Annotated in this window: 20 protein-coding genes and 1 pseudogene; 11 read left to right on the plus strand and 10 right to left on the minus strand. The window is 75.1% G+C overall.

Annotated elements, in window-relative coordinates:
- Nucleotide 1 precedes the first annotated feature (1 nt).
- From crtD to LRS14_RS23200, 5 genes and pseudogenes are all read left to right on the plus strand, one after another.
- Nucleotides 2-1540 (plus strand): 1-hydroxycarotenoid 3,4-desaturase CrtD, encoded by a 1539-nt coding sequence (gene crtD, locus LRS14_RS23180; RefSeq protein ID WP_257801282.1) that lies wholly within the window; start codon nt 2-4, stop codon nt 1538-1540.
- Nucleotides 1541-1578: 38 nt separating this feature from the next.
- Complete coding sequence (locus LRS14_RS23185; protein WP_198157007.1) at nt 1579-2397, plus strand: carotenoid 1,2-hydratase; 819 nt, start codon at nt 1579-1581, stop codon at nt 2395-2397.
- A gap of 164 nt (nt 2398-2561) precedes the next feature.
- Nucleotides 2562-4140 (plus strand): annotated as a pseudogene (locus LRS14_RS23190) (methyl-accepting chemotaxis protein).
- Between the two features lie 114 nt (nt 4141-4254).
- Nucleotides 4255-4695 carry a hypothetical protein gene (locus LRS14_RS23195; RefSeq protein ID WP_257801283.1) on the plus strand — a complete coding sequence of 147 codons (441 nt, stop codon included), beginning with the start codon at nt 4255-4257 and terminating at the stop codon, nt 4693-4695.
- The gene (locus tag LRS14_RS23200) at nt 4692-5327 is read left to right on the plus strand and encodes an exopolysaccharide biosynthesis protein (protein WP_198157008.1); all 636 of its coding nucleotides are present in this window, start codon (nt 4692-4694) and stop codon (nt 5325-5327) included. Before LRS14_RS23195 ends, LRS14_RS23200 begins: the two co-directional genes overlap by 4 nt.
- A 21-nt stretch (nt 5328-5348) precedes the next feature.
- On the opposite strand, the gene LRS14_RS23205 is transcribed toward LRS14_RS23200, so the two are convergent.
- The 5 genes from LRS14_RS23205 to LRS14_RS23225 all read right to left on the minus strand — a co-directional run bounded on the left by LRS14_RS23205 (nt 5349) and on the right by LRS14_RS23225 (nt 10546).
- Nucleotides 5349-6446: an acyltransferase family protein gene (locus LRS14_RS23205; protein WP_257801284.1), complete on the minus strand. Its 1098-nt coding sequence runs from the start codon at nt 6444-6446 to the stop codon at nt 5349-5351.
- A gap of 70 nt (nt 6447-6516) precedes the next feature.
- Complete coding sequence (locus LRS14_RS23210) at nt 6517-6717, minus strand: hypothetical protein (RefSeq protein WP_257801285.1); 201 nt, start codon at nt 6715-6717, stop codon at nt 6517-6519.
- On the minus strand, nt 6714-7970 hold the full coding sequence (gene hemA / locus LRS14_RS23215; protein WP_257801286.1) for a glutamyl-tRNA reductase: 1257 nt from the start codon (nt 7968-7970) through the stop codon (nt 6714-6716). The genes LRS14_RS23210 and hemA overlap by 4 nt, the downstream gene beginning before the upstream one ends.
- Nucleotides 7971-7974: 4 nt before the next feature.
- Nucleotides 7975-9012, minus strand: coding sequence for a phytoene/squalene synthase family protein (locus LRS14_RS23220; protein ID WP_257801287.1), 1038 nt, complete (start codon nt 9010-9012; stop codon nt 7975-7977).
- Nucleotides 8981-10546 carry a phytoene desaturase gene (locus tag LRS14_RS23225; RefSeq protein ID WP_257801288.1) on the minus strand — a complete coding sequence of 522 codons (1566 nt, stop codon included), beginning with the start codon at nt 10544-10546 and terminating at the stop codon, nt 8981-8983. The genes LRS14_RS23220 and LRS14_RS23225 overlap by 32 nt, the downstream gene beginning before the upstream one ends.
- Nucleotides 10547-10626: 80 nt before the next feature.
- Between LRS14_RS23225 and LRS14_RS23230 the strand changes: the two genes are divergently transcribed.
- The 6 genes from LRS14_RS23230 (at nt 10627) to LRS14_RS23255 (ending at nt 17081) form a co-directional block, all read left to right on the plus strand.
- Nucleotides 10627-11373, plus strand: a complete 747-nt coding sequence (locus LRS14_RS23230) for a hypothetical protein (protein ID WP_257801289.1) — start codon at nt 10627-10629, stop codon at nt 11371-11373.
- Nucleotides 11373-11510, plus strand: coding sequence for a hypothetical protein (locus tag LRS14_RS23235; protein WP_157039689.1), 138 nt, complete (start codon nt 11373-11375; stop codon nt 11508-11510). Before LRS14_RS23230 ends, LRS14_RS23235 begins: the two co-directional genes overlap by 1 nt.
- 107 nt (nt 11511-11617) lie before the next feature.
- Nucleotides 11618-12973 carry a PAS domain-containing protein gene (locus LRS14_RS30415; protein ID WP_257801290.1) on the plus strand — a complete coding sequence of 452 codons (1356 nt, stop codon included), beginning with the start codon at nt 11618-11620 and terminating at the stop codon, nt 12971-12973.
- A 25-nt stretch (nt 12974-12998) separates the two neighbouring features.
- Complete coding sequence (locus LRS14_RS23245) at nt 12999-15215, plus strand: GAF domain-containing protein (RefSeq protein WP_257801291.1); 2217 nt, start codon at nt 12999-13001, stop codon at nt 15213-15215.
- A gap of 16 nt (nt 15216-15231) precedes the next feature.
- Nucleotides 15232-16122, plus strand: coding sequence for an alpha/beta fold hydrolase BchO (bchO, locus tag LRS14_RS23250; protein ID WP_257801292.1), 891 nt, complete (start codon nt 15232-15234; stop codon nt 16120-16122).
- 44 nt (nt 16123-16166) lie between these two features.
- Nucleotides 16167-17081, plus strand: a complete 915-nt coding sequence (locus LRS14_RS23255) for an RNA polymerase sigma-70 factor (protein WP_257801293.1) — start codon at nt 16167-16169, stop codon at nt 17079-17081.
- Between the two features lie 12 nt (nt 17082-17093).
- On the opposite strand, the gene LRS14_RS23260 is transcribed toward LRS14_RS23255, so the two are convergent.
- From LRS14_RS23260 to LRS14_RS23280, 5 genes are all read right to left on the minus strand, one after another.
- Nucleotides 17094-18020 (minus strand): PRC-barrel domain-containing protein, encoded by a 927-nt coding sequence (locus tag LRS14_RS23260; protein ID WP_257801294.1) that lies wholly within the window; start codon nt 18018-18020, stop codon nt 17094-17096.
- 128 nt (nt 18021-18148) lie between these two features.
- Nucleotides 18149-18631 (minus strand): VWA domain-containing protein, encoded by a 483-nt coding sequence (locus LRS14_RS23265; protein ID WP_257801295.1) that lies wholly within the window; start codon nt 18629-18631, stop codon nt 18149-18151.
- Nucleotides 18580-20025: a hypothetical protein gene (locus tag LRS14_RS23270; protein WP_257801296.1), complete on the minus strand. Its 1446-nt coding sequence runs from the start codon at nt 20023-20025 to the stop codon at nt 18580-18582. The genes LRS14_RS23265 and LRS14_RS23270 overlap by 52 nt, the downstream gene beginning before the upstream one ends.
- A 27-nt stretch (nt 20026-20052) precedes the next feature.
- A complete protein-coding gene (gene bchI, locus LRS14_RS23275; RefSeq protein WP_257801297.1) occupies nt 20053-21078 on the minus strand; it encodes a magnesium chelatase ATPase subunit I in 1026 nt (341 codons plus the stop codon).
- 10 nt (nt 21079-21088) lie between these two features.
- Entirely contained in the window at nt 21089-21403 is a 315-nt protein-coding gene (locus tag LRS14_RS23280; protein WP_257801298.1) for a high-potential iron-sulfur protein, read from the minus strand.
- Nucleotides 21404-21591: the final 188 nt, after the last annotated feature.

Raw genomic sequence — 21591 nt, forward strand, 5'->3', positions numbered from 1 at the left:
ATTGGCAATCTCCGTGGTGGTGATCGGTGCTGGCGTCGGCGGGCTGGTGGCAGCGGCCTGCCTGGCCGCGCAGGGCGTTCGCGTGACGCTGCTCGAAGCCGCCGACCAGCCCGGCGGCAAGCTGCGCGAAGTGCTGGCCGGCGGCCAGCCGATGGATGCCGGCCCCACCGTCTTCACCATGCGCTGGGTGTTCGACGAGCTGTTCAGCCTGCTGGGCCAGCGGCTGGACGACCACCTGCACCTGGAGCCGGCCGCGGTGCTGGCGCGCCATGCCTGGTCGGGCGATGCGCACCTGGACCTGCATGCCGACTTCGAAGCCAGCGTGGATGCCATCGGCCGCTTCGCCGGCGCGGCCGATGCACGCGGCTACCGCCAGTTCTGCCAGCGGGCGCGGCGCATCTACCGCACGCTGGAGCAGCCCTTCATCCGCAGCCAGCGGCCCGGCCTGCTGCAGCTGGTGGGCCGGGTGGCCTGGCAGGGCCTGCCCGGCCTGGCGCGCATCTCGCCCTTCGGCACGCTGGCCGCGGCCCTGGCCGGCCACTTCCGCGATGCGCGGCTGCGGCAGCTGTTCGGCCGCTATGCCACCTACTGCGGCTCGTCGCCCTACCAGGCGCCGGCCACGCTGATGCTGGTGGCCCATGTGGAGCACAGCGGCGTGTGGTACGTGGACGGCGGCATGCACCGGCTGGCGCAGGTGCTGGCGGCGCAGGCCGCGCGGTGCGGCGCCCGGCTGCGCCATGGCGCGCGGGTGGCGGAGATCCTGCTGGCCGACGGCCACGCCGCCGGCGTGCGGCTGGCCGGCGGCGAGGTGCTGCATGCCGATGCCGTGGTGTTCAACGGCGACGTGGGCGCGCTGGCGGCCGGCCACCTGGGCGACGCGGTGCGGGCCGCGGCCGGGCCCGGGGCGCCGCTGCCGGCGCAGCGCTCGCTGTCTGCCGTCACCTGGAACCTGCTGGCCCACTGCCGCGGGCAGCCGCTGCTGCGCCACAACGTGTGCTTCAGCGACGACTACCGCGCCGAATTCGACGACCTGCGCGCCGGGCGGCTGCCGCGCGCACCCACGGTGTACCTGTGCGCGCAGGACCGGCGCGACCAGCCCCGCACGGTGCACGGCGGCCCCGAGCGGCTGCTGATGCTGGTCAATGCCCCACCCACCGGCGACAGCCGCCCGCCCACCCCCGAGGAGATGGCCGCATGCCAGCACAGCACCTTCGACCGGCTGGCCCGCTGCGGGCTGCTGATCCGGCCCGAATCGGCGATGGTGACCACCACGCCGGCACACTTCGAGCGGATGTTTCCGGGCACGGGCGGGGCGCTGTATGGCCCGGCCAGCCACGGGTGGCAGGCGTCGTTCCGGCGGGCGGGCTCCCGCAGCCGGCTGCCGGGGCTGTACCTGGCCGGTGGCAGCACCCATCCGGGCCCGGGCGTGCCGATGGCGGCGCTGTCGGGCCGGCTGGCGGCGCAGCGGCTGCTGGCCGACCTGGCTTCGATGCGGCGCCACCATCCGGTGGTTATGCCTGGTGGTACCTCGATGCCCTGAGCGACGACGGCCGCCACGGGCTGGCGCTGATCGCCTTCGTGGGCAGCGTGTTCTCGCCCTACTACGCCGCGGCCCGCCGGCGCGGCGCGGCACCGCCCGCCGAGCACTGCGCCATCAACCTGGCGCTGTACGGCGACGGCGGCCACCGCTGGGCGATGACCGAGCGCGGCAGCCGCCACCTGCACCAGCGGCACGACCACCTGGCCATCGGCCCCAGCGCGCTGCACTGGCAGGGCGACGCGCTGGTGATCGACGTCGACGAGATCACCGCGCCATGGCCGCAGCGGCTGCGCGGGCGCATCACGCTGCATCCGCAGGCCCGCACGGGGCTGGACATTCCATTGGCGGCCGAAGGCGGCCACCGCTGGACGCCGCTGGCGCCGCGTGCGCAGGTGGAGGTGCGGCTGCCGCAGCCCGGCCTGTGCTGGCGCGGCACCGGCTACCTGGATGCCAACCGCGGCGACGAGCCGCTGGAGCAGCGCTTCGCCGACTGGACCTGGGCCCGCGCCGCGCTGGCCGGTGGCCGCAGTGCCCTCACCTACGACGTGCAGCCGCTGTGCGGGCCGCCGCTGTCGCTGGCGCTGCAGATCGCGGCCGACGGCAGCGCCCAGGCCTTCGAGCCGCCGTCCATGGGCCTGCTGCCGCGGGCCCGCTGGGGCGTGGCGCGGCCGGTGCGCGGGCCCGATGCCCGGCTGCTGGCCACACTGGAGGACGGGCCCTTCTACACCCGCTCCCTGGTGCACACCACGCTGCTGGGCCAGCCCGTGACGGCGGTGCATGAAAGCCTCTCGCTGCGGCGCTTCGGCCGCCGCTGGGTGCAGGCGCTGCTGCCCTTCCGCATGCCGCGGCGCGGTTGAGCGGGGCGCGGCTCAAGCCGCGCCGGCCGGGGCCGAAAAGCCCTCATGCTCCGGCTTGCATGATCGCCGAGCCCATCGATGCACCGGCCCTCCCGGGCCATCCCGCAGCGCCTGCAGGACCGTCCTGCTGCGCAGCACCTTCCGCTCCATTCGTTGAGGTTCTCATGCGCCTGTCCACACTGAGCGTCAGCCAGCGCCTGCAGCTGGCTTTTGCCGTCATCCTCGTCATCCTGTCCATCGTCGCGGGCGTGGCCATGGTCAAGGTGCGCACCATCGAGCGCGCACTGTCGGCCAACGGCCAGGAGCACACCCGCATCCAGCGCTTTGCCATCAACTTCCGCGGCTCGGCGCACGACCGCGCCATCGCCATCCGCGACCATGTGCTGGCCACCAACGCCGAGAGCCGCCAGAAGGAAGTGGCCGCCATCGACGAGCTGGCCCGCTTCTATGCAGCCTCCGATGCGCCGCTGCAGGCGCTGATCAACGGCTCCGACGACCGGGCCGAGCTGCAGCGGCTGTATGCCGCCATCCAGCAGATCGAGGCCGAGGCCGTGGCAAGCACCCGGGCCGTGATCGCGGCGGTGGACCGCGGCGACGCCACCGAGGCGCAGGCGCTGCTGTGGTCGCGCGCCAAGCCACAGTACGTGCAGTGGCTGGCGGCCATCAACCGGCTGATCGAATTCGAGGAAGCACGGGTGCAGGCCCTGAATGCGGTGGCGATGGAGCAGGCCTCCGGCTTCCGCGCGGTGATGCTGGGCGCACTGGGGCTGGCCCTGGTGGCCGGCATCGCCCTGGCGGCCGCCATCTCGCGCCACATCGTCCGCCAGCTGGGGGGCCGAGCCGGCCGCGCTGGGCCAGGTGGCCGAGCGGGTGGCTGCCGGCGACCTGAGCCCGGTGCCCGGCGCCGCGCAGGCACAGGCCGGCAGCGTGCTGGCCTCGCTGGGCGCGATGCAACAGGCCCTGGCCCGCGTGGTGGGCCAGGTGCGCCAGGCATCGGACAGCATCGCCACCGGCTCGGTGCAGATCGCCACCGGCAACCTGGACCTGTCGCAGCGCACCGAGACGCAGGCCAGCAGCCTGCAGCAGACCGCGGCCACGATGGACCAGCTGGGCAGCACCGTGCGCAACAACGCCGACAGCGCGGGCCAGGCCAACCGGCTGGCGCAGAGCGCCTCCTCGGTGGCGGTGCAGGGCGGCGAGGTGGTGGGCCAGGTGGTCACCACGATGCAGGGCATCAACGACAGCAGCCGCAAGATCGGCGACATCATCAGCGTGATCGACGGCATCGCCTTCCAGACCAACATCCTGGCCTTGAACGCGGCGGTCGAAGCCGCCCGTGCCGGCGAGCAGGGCCGCGGCTTCGCCGTGGTGGCGGCCGAGGTGCGCAGCCTGGCCCAGCGCAGCGCCGAGGCCGCCAAGGAGATCAAGACCCTGATCGGCCGCAGCGTGGAGCAGGTGGAACAGGGCACCCAGCTGGTGGACCGTGCCGGCAGCACCATGGGCGAGATCGTGCGCTCGATCCAGCGGGTGAGCGAGATCGTGGCCGAGATCACCGCGGCCAGCGAGGAACAGAGCGCCGGCGTGCGCCAGGTGGGCCAGGCCGTGAGCCACATGGACCAGGCCACCCAGCAGAACGCCGCGCTGGTGGAGGAGAGCGCCGCCGCCGCCGAGAGCCTGAAGCACCAGGCCGCCCAGCTGGTGCAGGCGGTGGCGGTGTTCAAGCTGCCGCTGCAGGCGGCCTGAGCCTGCCGCTTTTACTTCGGATAAAAGGAACATTCGTCCATCTGCCTATGCTTTTTTCGAAACGCCCGGTTCAGACAATCGGCCCCGTTTCTTTTCAAGCACAAGGAGATCGACATGTTCCACGCCATCGTGTGGTTCGCCATCGCGGGGCTGCTGGCGCTGTGGACCGGCGGCCTGTGGGCGGTGGATGCGCTGGCCGGCTGGTCGGCGGCACAGGCCGGGCAGGTCTCGGTGGGTGCGGCAGGCGTGCCCGCGCTGCAGCTGCCGGCCTGGCTGGCGCAGTGGGTGCCGCCGGAGATTGCTGCCAGCATCACCGCGGCGCTGGCCGAGCTGGCGCCCTGGGTCGATGGCCTGCTGGGCCTGCTGCCGGCCCTGGCCGGCGGCCTGACGGTGCTGCTGTGGGTGGTGTGGGCCTTCGGCGCGCTGCTGCTGCTGGCCCTGGGCGTGACGCTGCATGCCGGCATCGCCTTGTGGCGCCGGCGCGCCCGCGCCGCGGCGGCCACGGCGAACCCCGCCGCCCGCCTGGCGCAAGCCGCCACCGGCCTGCCCCGGTGACGGGCGAGGCCACGCCAGCCGGGCTGGCCCAACGGCTGCGCCATGCGGCCGCCGAGCTGCCCGGCGAGGGCGTGTCGCTGCAATGGCTGGCGCAGGCCCATGGGCCGGCCGCGCAGGGCAGCCTGCTGGTGCTGCTGGCAGTGCCCTGCCTGCTGCCGGTGCCGGGCTCGGGCACGGTGGTGGGCATGGGCATCTGCGCGCTGGCTGCCGCGCTGTGGCGCGGCCGCGGCGCGATGGCACTGCCGCAGCGGGTGGGCGGCTTCCAGCTTTCGCAGCGCTGGGCGGCGCGGGTGCTGCGGCTGCTGGCCGCGGCCTATGCGCTGGCCGGCCTGCTGTCGCGGCCACGGCTCAGCCACCTGGCCACTGGCCATCCGCATGGCCTGCTGGCGGCGCTGGTGGGCGTGATGGCGGTGATCATCGTGCTGCCCATTCCCTTCGGCAACGTGCTGCCGGCCCTGGCGCTGATGCTGCTGGGCATCGGCCTGGTGTTCCACGACGGGGTGGCGGTGCTGCTGGGCTGGCTGATGTCGGCGCTGGCGCTGCTGGGCACCACGGCGCTGTTCATTGGCGCCTGGCTGCTGGCGCGCGGGCTGCTGCCGGCCTGGCTGCCCTGGCCGGGCGCGGGCAGCTGAGCGCCCGCCGGGCAGCGGCCTTCATCCCGGGCCGGGCGGCCGGCCGGCCGGCAGCGGGGCGACCTCCGGCCCCCAGCCGCGCAGCCGCCGCGCCAGGCGCACCAGGCTGCTGCGGTAGCGCTGCTTGTGCTGCTCGGTGACCACGCCGGCCAGGCCGCACAGCAGCAGCGTGCCGGCCACCACCACCGCGTAGTGGGCCAGGCCGCCCTCGCGCCGTGGCCACAGCGCCTGCGCCAGGTCGAACAGCGGCAGGTGGAACAGGTAGGTGGCGAAGGTGAGCGCGGCGGCGCGGCGGATCAGCCCGGCCACCGCGGGCGGCGGCGCGAAGTGCAGGCAGCGCACCGCGGCCAGGTGCAGCGCCATCAGCGCGGCCACCAGGTAGGTGCCCAGCAGCCGTTCATGGCCGGCGGTTTCCACCCGGCCCAGCAGCCGCTGGTCCATCTCGGCATCCACCCCGCCAAGCTTGACGGCCAGGTAGGCCAGCACGGTGCCGCCGGCCACCAGCCGCGCCACCGGCGGCCGCCAGCGCGGGCCGCCCCAGCGCTGCAGCACCACGCCGGCCAGCCAGACCGGCAGCAGCGCCAGCATGGCCGGCGCCATGGCCACCAGCAGCAGCGCCACCGCCGGCCAGCGCCAACGGCCGCGGCCGAAGAGGGCCACGCCCAGCACCACGTAGTACCAGACCTCGAAATTGAGCGACCACCAGGGAAAGTTGTGCGGCGGCGTCTCGGTCAGCGGCCCCACGTTGCCCAGGAAGCCGAGGTAGATCGGCAGGTACAGCCACAGCTTTTGCAGCGGATAGGGCAGGCTGCCGCCGGCCAGCATCGGGATGACGGCGGCCACCAGCAGGCTGAAGGCCACCGCCGGCACCGCCACCGAGTACACACGCGTCGCCCGCTGCAGCGCATAACGGCGCCAGTCGCGGTCGCGCTCGGTGGCGCACCAGCTGATGACGAAGCCCGAGAGCACGAAGAAGGCGATGACCGCGTCGCGGCCGGGATGGAAGCGGTCGCAGAACTGGCTCACCGGCAGGTGGAAGGCCTTGGCATGCCCCAGCACCACCACCACCGTGGCCACCACGCGGACGACTTCGAGGTACAGCGAGAACGAAGGGGTCACGGGCGCACTGCCGGCGGCGCGGCGAACTGCACCGCGGGCGCAGCATCCCCGGCCCCGGCGGGCGGCGCAATCAGTCGAAACGCGAAGGCGGTATGCCGCCGGACCCGGGCGGGCCGCCCTGCCCGCCCTGCCGGTCCGCCCCGGCCTGCCGCAGGCGATCGCGGTCATCGCGCAGCTGGCGCCGCACCGACCACAGCTCCCACACCGCCCAGCCCATCACGCCGCCCAGCACCAGCAGCAGCTCCACCAGCACCAGCGTGCTGCCGCTCATCGGCGCAGGAACAGGCGCTGCACCGTGGGCGCCAGCGCGGCGCCGCCGGCGGCATGCAGCTCGGCCAGGGTGCCGTGCATCAGCTTGTGCGCCAGCCCCTGGGACAGCGCCTCGAACACCTCGTCGATCGGCATGCCCGCGGCCAGCCGCTTGCGCGCCCGGGCGATCTCCGCAGCGCGCCAGCTGTCCACCTGCTCGTTGAGCGAGCGGATCAGCGGCACCGCGCCGCGCTGCGCCAGCCAGCGGCCGAAGCGCTCCACGCCCGCGTCGATGATGCCTTCGGCCTGCGCCACCGCGGCCTGACGGCGCTCGCCGGCGCCGCGCACCCGCGTGGCCAGGTCGTCGACGGTGTAGAGGTACACCTCCGGCAGGCGGGCCACCTCGGCCTCGATGTCCCGCGGCACCGCCAGGTCCAGCAGCAGCATCGGGCGGCGGCGCCGGGCCTTCAGCGCCCGCTCCACCGCGCCCAGGCCGATCAGCGGCAGGGTGCTGGCGGTGCAGCTCACTACCACGTCGAACTCGCCCAGCCGGGCCGGCAGCTCGGCCAGCGGCATGGACTGCGCGCCCAGGGCCTGCGCCAGGGCTTCGCCGCGTGCCGGCGTGCGGTTGGCCAGCACCAGCGCGCGCGGCTTGCGCGCCGCGAAATGCGTGGCCACGCGCCCGATCATCTCGCCCGCGCCCACGCACAGCACGCGGGTGTCGGCCATCTGCTCGAACAGCTGCTCGGCCAGCCGCACCGCGGCCGCGGCCATGCTCACCGAATGGACGCCGATGTCGGTGCAGCTGCGCACCTCCTTGGCCACCGAGAAGGAGCGCTGGAACAGCTGGTGCAGCGTGCTGCCCAGCGCGCCGGCCTCCTCGGCCTGCTTCACCGCCAGCTTGAGCTGGCCCAGGATCTGCGGCTCGCCCAGCACCATGGAGTCCAGCCCCGCGGCCACCCGGAAGGCATGGCGGGCGGCATCGCAGTCCTGCCGCACATAGGTGTGCGATTGCAGGGCGGCGGCCGGCATGCCGCCGTGCTCGGCCAGCCAGTCCAGCAGCGTGGGCAGCACCGCGGGCGCTCCGTCGGGCGTGGCGATGTACAGCTCGGTGCGGTTGCAGGTGGACAGGATGGCGGCCTCGGCCGGCGCGCGCTGCAGCCGCGCGCCCAGGCCGCGCAGCGCCTGGCCCAGCGCATCGGCCGGGAAGGCGAACCGCCCGCGCACGTCCAGCGGCGCACTGCCGTGGTTGAGTCCCAGCGCCAGCACTGCCATGGCATCAACCGGCGCTGCCGAAGCGGTCGCGCCGCTCCAGCCGCTCGAAGAGGTCGAGCACCGTGTCCACCGGACCGCGGCGGCGCGGCACCGGGCGGGCGGCGGCTTCCACCAGCCCCCGGGTGGCGGCCAGCGGCGGCAGCGGGCCCGCGGCGGCGCGGCGGCCGCGGCCCGCGCCCGGCCAGGCGGCACCGGCCAGCAGCACCGCCTTGCGCAGCGGCGGCACCACCGCCCGCCCGCCCACCGCATCGCAGCCGGCGCGGCGCACCTGCTGGCCGATCTCGGCATACAGGCGGCGCGCGGCACGGATGCCCGGCCGGCAGGCCACCGGCAGCATCGCGATGCCGGCGTCGGCGCGGGCGTACAGCAGGTCGGCCTGCCGCAGCAGCCGCTCCACCACGCCGGCCAGCGCCGGGGAATGCCGCGGCGCGGCCAGCCAGGCATCGGCATCGATGCCGGCGGCATGCAGCCACTGCAGCGGCAGGTACAGGCGGCCCATGCGGGCGTCCTCGCCTACGTCGCGGGCGATGTTGGACAGCTGCATCGCCACGCCCAGGTCGCAGGCGCGGGCCAGGGCCTGGTGGCTGCGCACGTCCATCAGCAGGCACATCATCGCGCCCACGGTACCGGCCACGCGGGCGGCGTAGTGCAGCAGGTCGTCCAGCGTCTCGTAGCGCCGACCCTCGGCGTCCCAGGCCAGGCCTTCCAGCAGCCGCACCGGCAGCTCCAGCGGAATGGCATGCGCGCGCAGCACCGCGGCCAGCGCGCGGTCGGCCGCCTGCGGCAGCGGCCGGCCGGCGGCGGCGCGGGCCAGCCGCTCCTGCAGCCGCGCGATGGCCTCGGCCTGGCCGCCATGCACGTCCACCGCATCGTCGGCCAGGCGGCAGAAGCCATACAGCACCGAGGCGGGATCGCGCACCGTGCGCGGCAGCATCAGCGATGCGGCATGGAAGCTGCGCGAATGCTGGCGCAGCACGCGCCGGCAGGCCGCCACGTCGGCCGCCGACAGCTCAGGCGGGTTGCTGCTGGAAGGCTCGGGCATCGGGTACCACCGTATCGAGGATGCGCGCGGAAGACAGCACGCCGGGCAGGCCCGCACCCGGGTGGGTGCCGGCGCCCACCAGGTAGAGGCCGCGCAGCTCCTCGCTCTGGTTGTGGGGGCGGAACCAGGCGCTCTGCGTGAGCACCGGCTCCAGCCCGAAGGCGGCGCCGCGGAAGGCACCCAGCGTGTCCTGGAAATCCTGCGGCGTGGTGATGCGCGAGCTGCACAGCGCCTGGCCCAGGCCGGGCAGCAGCGTGGCTTCCAGCCGGGCCTCGATGGCTTGTCTATACAACTCGCCCTGCACCTGCCAGTCGGTGCCCGACTGCAGGTGCGGCACCGGCGACAGCACGTAGAAGGCATCGCAGCCCGGCGGCGCCAGCGAGGGATCGGTGGCGGTGGGCCGGTGCAGGTAGACGCTGAAGTCCTCGGCCAGGTGCTTGCGCTCGAAGATGTCGTCCAGCAGGCCGCGGTAGCGCGGGCCCAGCGCGATGGTGTGGTGGGCCACGCCCGGGTACTGCCGGCGGGTGCCGAAGTACCAGACGAACAGGCTCATCGAGTAGCGCGCACGGTCGATGCGGCGGTCGGTCCAGCGCCGGCGCCGCACGCCGGGCAGCAGCCGGCGGTAGGTGGTGGCCGAGTCGGCATTGCTCACCACGATGTCGGCCTTGAGCACCTCGCCATCGGCCAGCCGCACGCCGGTGGCCGCACCGCGCTCGGCCAGGATCTGCGCCACCGGCGCGCCGCAGCGCACCCGGTTGCCCTGCCCTTCCACCAGGCTCACCAGCCCCTGCACCAGCCGGCCGGTGCCGCCGATGGGAAAGTGCACGCCCCAGCGCCGCTCGAGGAAGGCGATGAGGCAGTACACCGAGGTGGTGGCGAACGGATTGCCACCCACCAGCAGCGACTGGAAGGTGAGCACCATGCGCAGCCGCGGGCTCTGCACATGCTTGCAGGCCAGGCCGTGGACGGTGCGCCAGCCCTCCAGCTGCAGCAGCTTGGGCAGCACCCGCGCCATGTCGGTCCAGCGGCTGAAGCGCACATGCGCCAGCTGCTCGAAGCCCACCTGGAAGATCGCCTGGCTGGCCGCCAGGAAGCGGCGGTAGCCTTCCACGTCGGTGGGCGACAGGCGGGCCACCTCGGCCTCCATAGCGGCGGCGTCGCCGCTGTAGTCGAACTGCGTGCCATCGTCGAAGCGCACGCGGTAGAAGGGGCTCACCGGCCGCAGGTCCACGTCGTCGGCCAGCCGGCGGCCGCACAGGGCCCACAGCTCCTCCAGCAGGAAGGGCGCGGTGATGACGGTGGGGCCGGCATCGAAGGTGAAGCCGTCCTGCCGGTGCACCCGGGCGCGGCCGCCGGGCTGGTCCAGTGCCTCCAGCACCGTCACCCGCCAGCCGCGTGCGCCCAGGCGCACCGCTGCGGCCAGACCACCGAAGCCGCTGCCGATGACGACCGCATGCGGTGCCGCGGCAGGCCCGCCGCCGGTGGCCAGCCGCGTGGCCGGGACGGTGTAAACGGGCGCATGGGCTGTCAACATGCGGCTATAGTATGAGTGTCAACTTTGATTTACAACCTGATCGCGCCCCACTGCTCGTAAGCCCTGATCCGGGAGGCCCCATGCCGCAGCTCCACCCTCATTCCTTGCCGCGCCGGCCGCGCCGCGCGCGGGCCTGGCGGTCGGCGGCGGACCTGCGCCGGCTGGCCACGCCCTGGTTCTTCTATGCGCTGGCCGGCCGGCTGGTGCGCTGGCTGGCCGCGGTGGCGGTGCTGGGCGGCCTGGCGGCACTGATGGCCGCCCGCGCCGCTGGCGCGGAGGGGGCCGCCCGCGCTGCAGGCGCGGAGGGCACCATCGCCGCCCTGCTGCATGCGGTGACGGCCCCGCTGGCCGGCGGCCTCTACTTGTTGATGGCGCTGGCCGCCGGGCTGGGCCTGCTCGGCGTGGCCCGGCTCTGCCCCATCGTGGCGGCGGCTGCGGCGCCCACCACCGCCCTGATGGCGATGCTGTCGATGGCCGCGCAGGCGGTGCAGGCCAGCGCGGGCGACGCCTGGTGGAATGCGCAGCTGGCGCCGGAGGCGATGCTGCTGCCCTTCACGCTGGGCGCGGTGCTGCTGCGCCACGCCATCGCCGAGCCGGCGCGCGCCGACCGCGCCGCCGCGGTGCTGCTGCTGGCCGGGCTGCTGCCGCTGGCGGTGCTGCACCTGGGCGCCATGCCGGCACCGCCCGCAGCCCCGCCGCCGGCCGCCGCGCTGGCGCTCGGCCTGCTGGCTGGCGGCGCGCATGCGGCGGCGGTGGTGCTGCAGCGCACCCGCCTGGAGATCGTGGAGCGTGCGCGGCGGCAGCTGCATGCGCTGGAGGTACTGTGATGGACACCCTGCTCCTGCTGCTGACCGTGGCCGTGCTGGGCGGCGAGGCGCTCCAGCTGTGGTTGCGCCGGCGTGCGCTGGCGCGCGCCAACGAAGGCGAGGCGGAGGACGCCAGCGACGAGGCACAACCGGCCTGAAGGCCGGGCTGCCGGGGGTGCAGCGGCCCGCGAGGGCGGCCGCACCCGTGTGTTAAGGTCCGACGAGTTGTTCCACCCCCCGTCCGGGTGAACCCTGAAAGCATGTCGTGGCCACCCCTGGCACCCCCGACCCCACCGACCTGAGCGCGCTGTCAGGCCTGGCTCCCGAGCTGGCCACGGCCTTCGTGTCGCTGGCCAGTGACATCGCCCTGGTGATCGGCGAGGACGGCATCGTCACCAACGTGGCGGCCGCCGACGCCGCGCTGGCCCTGGGCGCCGGCCAATGGGTGGGCCGGCCCTGGGCCGAGACCGTGACCGGCGGCACCCGCCGCAAGATCGAGCAGCTGCTGCAGGAAGTGGGCAGCCACGGCGTCTCCCGCCGGCGCGAGGTGAACCATCCCTCGGCCAGCGGCGAGGACATCCCCATCAGCTATGCCGCGCTGCGCCTGGGCGCCGGCGGCCCGCTGCTGGCCGTGGGCCGCGACCTGCGCGCGGTGGCCGCCATCCAGCAGCGCTTCGTCGAGGCCCAGCGCGAGATGGAGCGCGACTACTGGCGCCTGCGCCAGGAGCAGTCGCGCCAGCGCCTGCTGGCCCAGGTGGCCAGCGACGCGGTGATGCTGGTGCAGCTGCCCACCCTGCTCGCGGCCGATGCCAATGCGCAGGCGCAGGCGCTGTTCGGCGCGCCGGGCCAGCCGCTGCCGCCGCCCATCCGCGACCTGCTGGCGCTGGCGCAGAGCGCCGGCCGCGCCACCGAGGTGCGCACCCGGCTGCAGCGCGCGGCCGACGTGCTGGCGCTGGATGTGTCGGTGGTCCCCATCCGCCCCGACGATGCGGCGCAGCCCCAGGCCCTGCTGGTGCGCGCCCGGCCGGCCGAGACGCCGCAGCCGGGCCAGGCGGTGCAGGACGCCGTGCTGGTGGCCGATGCCCACGGCCGCGTGCTGATGGCCAATGCCGAGCTGCTGGCCCTGGCCGGCGCGGACACCGAAGCCCAGCTGGCCGGCCGCCCGGTGGCCGAGGTGCTGGGCGATCCGCACCGCCAGCTGGCGGCGGCGTTGTCCGACGCCCGCCGCGCTGGCTTCGCCACCCAGGCCCGGGCCACCATCGGCGCGGCCGGTGCGCCGGTGGCGGTGGCGCTGTGGGTCTCGCTGCTGGCCGATGGCGAGCAGGAGCGCCTGGCCTTCGTGCTGCGGCCGCTGGCGTCCCCGGCGCCGGCCGGCACGCCGCCGGGCACGCCGCTGGACCTGGCGGCCACGCTGCAGCGCATCGCCGCGCGGGTGGGCCAGTTGCCGCTGCCGGCGCTGCTGCGCGAGGCCAGCGACGCCACCGAGCGCCATGCCATCGACACCGCGCTGGCCCAGGCCGGCGGCCGCATGGCGGCGGCCGCGCTGCAGCTGGGCATCGACACCGCCGAGTTGCAGCGCCGCATGCGCCGGCTGGGCCTGGCCACCGACGACGCCGGCTGACATCCCGCCTGCGCTCCCGCCCGCCGTGACGTACCACCCGCCCTTCGGCCAGGCCGACCTCAGCAACTGCGAGCGTGAGCTGATCCACCTTGCCGGCTCGGTGCAGCCGCATGGCGCGCTGCTGGTGCTGCGGCCGTCGGACCTGCAGGTGCTGCAGGCCAGCGCCAACACCGCCGCGGTGCTGGGCCTGCCGGTGGAGCGGCTGCTGGAGCGGCCGCTGCAGGTGCTGGGCGGCGACCTGGCCGCGCAGGTGGCCGCGCTGGCGCCGCGCGTGGCCCGCCCGCAGGACGAGCCCGTGCCGCTGCAATGCACCAGCGCTGCCGACGGCATGCCGCGGGTGCTGGAAGGCAGCCTGCACCGGGTGCCCGACGGCCAGCTGGTGGTGGAGGTGGAAGCGGTGGAGCTGCCCGACAGCGCCCGCCACATGGCCACCATCGGGCAGGAGGCGGTGCTGGCCTGCGTGTCGGCCACGGTGCAGCGGCTGTCGGCGGCGGCCAGCCTGGGCGCGCTGGCCGACGCCGCGGTGCAGGGCATCCACGAGCTGACCGGCTACGACCGGGTGATGGTCTACCAGTTCGACCCCGACGGCCACGGCAAGATCATCGCGGAGGCGCGCGACCCACGGCTGGAATCGCTGCTGGGCCACCACTATCCGGCCACCGACATCCCCCAGCGCGCCCGTGCGCTCTACCTGCGCAACCGCGTGCGGGTGCTGATGGACGTGCACTACCAGCCGGCGCCGCTGGTGCCCGCGCGGCTGCCGCCCACCGGGCAGGAGCTGGACATGTCGATGTGCTACCTGCGCAGCATGTCGCCGCTGCACCTGCAGTACCTGAAGAACATGGGCGTGACCGCCACGCTGGTGGTGTCCCTGGTGCACGAGGGCCGGCTCTGGGGCCTGATCGCCGCCCACCACTACCAGCCGCGCAACCTGCGCTATGCGGTGCGCACCGCCTGCGACCTGCTGGCCGAGGTGATCGCCACCCGCATCGCCGCCATCGAGAACTATGCCCATGCCCAGGTGGCGCTGGTGGTGCGCCGGCTGGAGCAGCGGCTGATCGAGGCCACTTCCACCGAAGGCGACTGGCGGCTGGCCCTGCTGCGCAACCCGGCCACGCTGCTGCAGCCGCTGGGCGCCACCGGCGCGGCGCTTTTCCACGACGGCGAGGTGCTCACCTCCGGCGAGGTGCCCTCCACGCCCGAGCTGCGCGCGCTGGCGCGGTGGGTGGACTCTCGCCCGGCGGCGGCCGCGCCGCAGGCCACCACCGATGCGCCGCCGCTGGCCTGCTCGTCCATCGCCCAGGCCGAGCCCGCGCTGGCTTCGCTGACGCCGGTGGCCGCCGGCGTGCTGGCGGTGCGGCTGTCGGCCAGCCAGCCCGACTACCTGATGTGGTTCCGCAAGGAGCAGCTGCTGACCGTCACCTGGGCCGGCGACCCGCACAAGCCCAAGGTGGGCGACGACCCGATGGAGCTGTCGCCGCGGCGCTCCTTCGCGGCCTGGTCCGAGATCGTGCGCGGCACCGCCCTGCCCTGGACGGCCACCGAGATCGCGCTGGCACGGGCCTTCGGCAGCGCGCTGGTGGACATCATCGTGCAGGTGCATGCGGTGCGGCTGCTGATCGCCGAGCGGCAGCTGGTGCAGATCCGCGGCACGGTGCAGAACTCGCGCGAGCCGGTGGCCATCGCCGATGCGCACGGCCGACTGCTGCATGCCAACGAGGCCTTCCGCCGCCTGCTGGCGCCCGACGGCCGCACCCTGCACACGCTGGACGACGTGGCCGCCGGCTTCCGGCCGCCGCAGGCGCTGCACGACATGCTGCGCGGCCTGAAGGCGGCGCACCAACCCTGGCGCGGCGAGCTGGCGCTGCAGGGCACCGCCGGCGGCCCGCCGCGGCCGGTGGGCGTGCGCGCCGAGATCGTGCCGGCGCGCGACGGCAGCGCGCTCGGCCTCATCCTCACCCTCACCGACCTGGTGGACAGCCAGCGCGCTGCCGAGGCCCGGCGGCAGCTCGAAGCCTCGCTGCAGCGCACCGCCGCCGAAGGCGCGGCGCAGCCGGTGGGCGCCGACGAGGTGATGCGCGCCATCCTCAGCAATGCCAGCCTGGTGGCGATGGACATCGCCGACGGACCGGTGGGCCCCGACATGGCGCCGCTGCTGCAGGAAGTGGAGGCCTCCACCCAGCGCGCGGCCACGCTGTACGGGCGCATCCGCCTGTTCGGCGTGGCCGGCGACGCCGGCTAGCGGCAGCCGCGGGCGGATGGAAGCGCAGCGGCGGCGGCTGGCCTGGGAGCGCGACGGCGCCGACTGGCCGCACCGCGCACACAGCCGCTTCCTGCAGGCCGGCGGGTTGCACTGGCATGTGCAGGTGGCCGGCCAGGGCCCGGTGCTGCTGCTGCTGCACGGCACCGGCGCTTCCAGCCACAGCATGGCCGGGCTGCTGCCGCTGCTGTCTCCGCGCTTCACCGTGGTGGTGCCCGACCTGCCCGGCCATGCCTTCACCGACCCACTGCAGCCCGCGCCCGGCCTGCCGGCGATGGCCCGTGCGCTGGCGGCGCTGCTGGCGATGCTGGACCTGGCGCCGCCGGCGCTGGTGGCCGGCCATTCGGCCGGTGCGGCCATCGGCGCGCAGCTGATGCTGGACGGCCATGCGCCGGCGCGGGCGCTGGTGTCGATGAACGGCGCACTGCTGCCCTTCGACGGCGTGGCCGGCCTGCTGTTCGCGCCGCTGGCGCGGCTGATCGGCGGCGGCCCGCTGCTGCCCGGTCTGGTCACCCGGCTGGTGGCCCGGCAGGCGCGCGACGACCGTGCGGTGCAGCGCCTGCTGGACGGCACCGGCTCGGTGGTGCCGGCCGCCTCCGCCGCCCTGTATGCCCGGCTGGTGCGCAGCCCGGCGCATGTGGCCGGTGCGCTGGCGATGATGGCGCACTGGGACCTGCGCCCGCTGGCCGACGCCCTGCCGCGGCTGCCGGTACCGCTGTGGCTGCTGGCCTCCGACCGCGACCGCATGGTGCCGCCGGAGCAGGCCCGCGCCGTGGCCCGCCGCCTGCGCCAGGCCCGGGTGCTGCCGCTGGCCGGCACCGGCCACCTGGCGCACGAGGAAAAGCCGGCCGAGGTGGCGGCCCTCATCCAAGCCGCCTGGGCCGGCTGAGCGACCTGCCGTCACAAGCCGCGGGCCTCGAACGTCTTGCATTGATGGACGACGCCACCCGCCTCTTCGACCGCCTGCGGCCCCGGCTGCTGGGCATCGCCTACCGCATGCTGGGCACCCGGGCCGAGGCCGAGGAGGTGGTGCAGGACACCTGGCTGCGCTGGCATGCGGCCGACCGCCCGGCCATCGACAACGCCGAGGCCTGGCTGGTGACCAGCGCCACCCGCATCGCCATCGACCGCCTGCGCGCGGCCAAGGTGCAGCGGGCGCACTACACCGGCTTCTGGCTGCCCGAGCCGCAGCTGGACGACGCGCCCGCCTCGCCCGAGCAGCTGCTGCAGCGGGCCGACGACCTGTCGGTGGCCTTCCTCACGCTGCTGGAGCGGCTGGCGCCGCCGGCCCGGGCGGCCTTCCTGCTGCGGGAGGTGTTCGACGCCGACTACGACGAGGTGGCGCGCACGCTGGGCAGGAGCGAGGCCGCCTGCCGCCAGCTGGTGAGCCGCGCCAAGGCCCAGTTGCGCGAGGCCCGCCCGCGCTATGCCGTGACGCCCGAGGCGCACCTGCAGGTGATGCGCCAGTTCGCCGAAGCGGTGGCGCAGGGCAGCTTCGGCGCGATGGCGTCCATGCTGGCCGAGGAGGCCGAGCTGGTGAGCGACGGCGGCGGCAAGGTGCCCAGCTTCGGCAAGGTGCTGGCCGGCGGGCGGCGCATCGCGCAGCTGTACCTGGCGGCCCGGCTGCGCCACGGCGAGGCGGTGCGCGTCGAACTGGCCGTCATCAATGGCCAGTGGGGGCTGCTGCGCTTCATCGACGGGCACCTGGAATCGGCGCAGGCCTTCGAGACGGACGGGCAGCGCATCGTGCGCATCCATGTGCAGCGCAATCCGGACAAGCTGCAGCGCCTGGCCGCGGCGCTGGGCGCAGCGCCGGTGCCGCAGCCGGCGGCCACCGCGCCGCGGTGAGCGCCGCCCTGGTCAGCGGGCCGCCGCGTCCGTGGGTGCGGCGCCGGCCCGTGCGCCGGTGCCCTGGGCCAGGCTGCGGCGCACGTCGGCCACCCAGCCCGCGGCGTTCAGGTCCTTCATGCGGTCGCCGTCGAAGCCCTGCAGCCGGCGCATGCCGTCGCGGTCCAGGTCCAGCTGGACATCCTCCGGGTCGCGCGGCAGGCGGAAGTCGCTCAGCGCGAACAGGTAGCGCTTCTCGGCCGAGGTCCAGCCCGGGTCGAAGCTGACCACCGCGTAGTGCACCTTGCGCGAGCCCAGGTCCAGCACCAGTTCGTCCACGTCGCCGATCTCGTCGCCGTTGCGGGCCAGCACGTCGGCTTCCAGCAGGTCGGTCACCCGGTGCGCAGTGGTGCCGCGGCCGGGCTGCGGGATGGACCAGGCCCGGTCCAGCACGGCCACCTGGGCATGGTCGCGGAAGAAGGCCGGCGAATAGCGGGTGCGTTCGATGGCGGCCTTCTCGAACTGCTGCTTGTCCACGTCCACCACCACCCGGTCGCCTTCGGGCGTGAAGGCCAGCCGGTCGGGCGGCAGGGCGAACAGCCGCTCGCCGCCCATCACGCCGGGGTCGAAGGACAGCACGGCATAACGCAGGTCGCCGTTGCCCATGTTCACCACCAGGTCGTCGATCTGGCCGATGTGCCGGCCTTCCCGGTTCTGCACCTCCATGCCGATGAGCTTGCTGGCGCGCAAGGCGCGGTAGGGGCCAGCCTGGGCGGCGGGTGCCGGCGTGGCGGCCACCGGGTTGGCCGCCGGCGTGGTCTGGGTGGTCGTCTGCGTGGTTGCTGCAGGGCGGGCGCCCGCGGCCGGCTGCTGCGCGAAGGCCGGCAGGCCCAGCGCGGTGGCCAGCAGCGGCAGGGCGGCCAGGCGGTGGATGGGTCGGCTGGAGCGTGTCTTGTTCATCGGGGGCCTCCAAGGGTTGGTTGGCATGTCCCCTGTGGGAGGAGGCGCCCTGGGGCCGGTTCCCGCCACCCGACCCGGACGGCGGCGCGGCTGCACGTAGGCCGCGGCCGACGGCCGCCGGCGGAGCGCTACCGGGCGGTTCCCGGCGCCACGGCCCGCCACAGCCGACCGGCATCGGCCTGCGGCAGCGCCAGGTAGCGTGCACCCATGGCCTGGGCCAGGCCGCGTGCGGCGGGCTGCGGCTCGCGGCCGGTGTCGATCATCAGGCTGGCCAGGCCGGTGGCCTGCAGCGCGCGGGCGGAGGCCAGGGCGTCGGCGGCGGCCCGCTCGCGGCCGGGCGCGCCATCGCGCGCGATGTTGGCGCGGGCATCGGTCATCAGCACCACCAGCACGCTGCCGCCCTGGCGTTGCAGGCCTTCGGCCAGCCGGCGGGCGGCGTCGATGCCGACGGCCAGCGGCGTGCCGCCGCCGCCGGGCAGCTCGGCCAGGCAGCGCTTGGCCCGCACCAGCGAGCGGGTGGGCGGCAGCAGCAGCTGGGCGCCCGTGCCCCGGAAGGCGATCAAGGCCACCTGGTCCCGCCGCACATAGCAGTCGGCCAGCAGCAGTTCCACCGCGCCCTTGGCTTCGGCCAGCCGGTGCAGCGCGAGGAGCCGCTGGCATCCACGGTGAAGACGGTGGTGGTCTGCTGCCGCTGCTGGTAGCGGCGCAGGCGGAAGTCCTGCGCGCGTACCAGCACCTGGGCGCCCACCGGCCCGCCGCAGCGCAAGGCCTCGGCCCGGCGCAGCGGCTGCCAGGGTGCGGCGGCACGCAGCGTCTCGATCAGGTCGAGCCGGCCGCCGCGTGCCTCGCCCCGCACCGAGCCGAGCGGGCGGCCCTGCAGCCGATGGCGCTGCGCCGCGCCGCTGCGGCCGGCGCTGGCGGCCGTGCCGGGCGGTCGCTGGCCGGCGCGGGCGGCCAGGCCGATCAGCAGGCCGGGCGGCAAGGCGGTGGCGGCGGCGGCCAGCACCTGCTGGTGCAAGGGCGTGCCGGTGGACGGTGGTGCCGCGGGGCCGGAAGACGCATCGCCACCGTCCGGCGCAGGCGGCGGCGGGGCGCCGGGGCTGCCCGAGGGCGGGCGGGCGGCGGCGTCGGGCGCGTCCTCGGGCGCATCCGCGCGGCCGGCGGGTGGCGGGGCGTCGGCGGGCAAGGCATCGCCGTCGTGCTGCGGCGCATCCGCCTCGTCGGGCGGCGGGCCGGCGGGCTGCTGCCTGGCCCGCGGTCCCAGCACCAGCCGGGCCGCCAACGCCGCGTCCTCTGTCGACACCTCGGCATGGCCGGCCCAGGCGGCAGCCGCGCAGGCGGCCCGCCAGGCCAGCCAGCCCGCCCGGGCCGAGCGGATGCCCAGCGCCACGGCGGCCGCACTCAGGGCGGTGGCCACGTCCTCGTCGAACGGCAGCCGCGGCAAGGCGGCGCGGGCGGCCTGCAGGCGCTGCGGGTCCAGCGGCTGCGCCTGCACCGTGCGCAGCACCAGGTGCAGCGCCAGCCGTTCGGTGAGCGCGGCCGGCGGTGCCTCGTCGGCCTCGCCTTCGTCCAGCGCCACCATGCCGACGGCTGCCGCCGCATCGCGGCCGGACGATGCGTCCAGCACGGCCGCGATGCGGCCCGCGGTGGCCGCCGGCAGGCGTTCGGCCAGCGCCAGCAGCACGAGGCCGCCGGCCGCTTCTTGCAGCAGGCCGGCCTGGCGCACCGGGCGGCGGGCCTGCAGCGTGGCGCCCAGGTCCAGGCCGCCCAGCAGCCGGTCGTCGCCGATGTGGGACGGCATGCGGCGCAGCGGCGTGCCCTCGGGCAGCAGGCCTCGCAGCAGGGCCAGCCAGGCATCGCGCACCGGGCCGGCCGGGGCGCGCAGCCACACGCCGCCCAGGCCGGCCGGGTCCACCGCCAGCAGCGCGATGGCCAGCCGGGCATCGGCGGCGGCGCGGTCGGTGGCGAGGGGGGTGGCGGCTGGGGTGGGGGCTGGGGCGGCCATGGGGGCAGCCATGAGAACTGAGCGGCCTCAGGCCACCGCGTCGAACAGCTCCGCCAGCGCACGTTCCACGCGCTCGGTGCTGCCCGACTCGTCCAGCGGGTCGCGCCGCAGGCGGTGGCGCAGCGCGGCCGGGGCCACGCGGCGCAGGTGGCTGACGCCGGCGACGTCGTCGCCTTCGAGCGCGGCCAGCGCGCGGGCGGCGCGGGTGAGCGTGAGTTCACCGCGCAGGCCGTCGGTGCCCAGGGCCATCGCCAGGCGGGCGGCGGCCTCCAGCGTGGCGTCGGGCACGGCGGTGGTGGCGCTGCGCTCGCGCGCCGCCACGACGCGGCGGCGCACCCTGGCATCCTCCTTCTTCCAGTGCTCGGCGAAGCCGATCGGGTCGCGCTCATAGGCGTCGCGGCGCTTGACCACCTCCACCCGCGAAGCCACGTCCATCGGCGTGCGCACCTCCACCGACAGGCCGAAGCGGTCGAGCAGCTGAGGCCGCAGCTCGCCCTCTTCCGGGTTGCCGCTGCCCACCAGCACGAAGCGCGCAGGATGGCGCACGCTCAGGCCCTCGCGCTCCACCACGTTCTCGCCGGAGGCGGCAACGTCGATCAGCAGGTCGACCAGGTGGTCTTCCAGCAGGTTCACCTCGTCGATGTACAGGAAGCCGCGGTGGGCGCGGGCCAGCAGGCCGGGCTCGAAGGCACGCACGCCCAGGGTCAGGGCCTTTTCCAGATCGAGCGCACCCACCACGCGGTCCTCGGTGGCGCCCAGCGGCAGGTCGACGACCGGCACCGGCACCTTCTGCGTGCGTGGCGCGGTGCGCAACGCGCGGCAGTCGTCGCAGCCGCCGTGCAGCGCCAGCGTGGCCGGATTGCAGCCGTAGCGGCAACCGGCCACCACCGTCATCGGCGGCAGCAGCGCGGCCAGCGACCGCACGGCCGTGCTCTTGCCGGTGCCGCGGTCGCCGAACACCAGCACGCCGCCGATGGCGGGTTCCACCGCCGCGACCAGGATGGCGAGCTTCATCTCCTCCTGGCCGACGATGGCGGAAAAAGGGAATGCCATGGCGCTTGGCTCAGCCAGCCTTCTTGACCCAGGCCGAGCACCAGGCCTTGTTCAGCACCTGCTTGCCCTGGAACAAGGTGCAAGGCGCCTTCTCGGCGGTGGCCGCGCCCTGGTACAGCTGGCAATTGCCGCAATGCTGGTCGTTGGTGTGCTTGGGGTACTTGGCCTTGTCGACCTTGGTGGTGTCGACCACATAACCCAGCGCGGCGGCCTGCGGGTCCTTGGGGTCCAGCGTGGGCGCGCCCTGGGCGCTGGCGGTGTGCGCTGCCAGCAGCGCGGAGCCGGCCAGCGGCACGATGGTGATGAAGCGGCGACGGGTGGTCATGGAAAGTCCTCTTTGGCGGTTGGCTACAGGAGTCCGGGGGGCGCGGCGCGCGGCCCCGGTGATACGGCGGAAGGATCGGGGGCGGCGGCAGAGGGTGGCGCGGCCGGGCGCCGCCGCCAGCGCCTGTGCAGGTCGAAGGCGTGGGCGATGCCGGCCGCGGCCAGCCAGGACGCCAGCCCCCTCCGGTG

Origin of the sequence: Aquincola sp. J276, assembly GCF_024700035.1 — a bacterium.
Taxonomy (GTDB): Bacteria; Pseudomonadota; Gammaproteobacteria; order Burkholderiales; family Burkholderiaceae_C; genus Aquincola; species Aquincola tertiaricarbonis.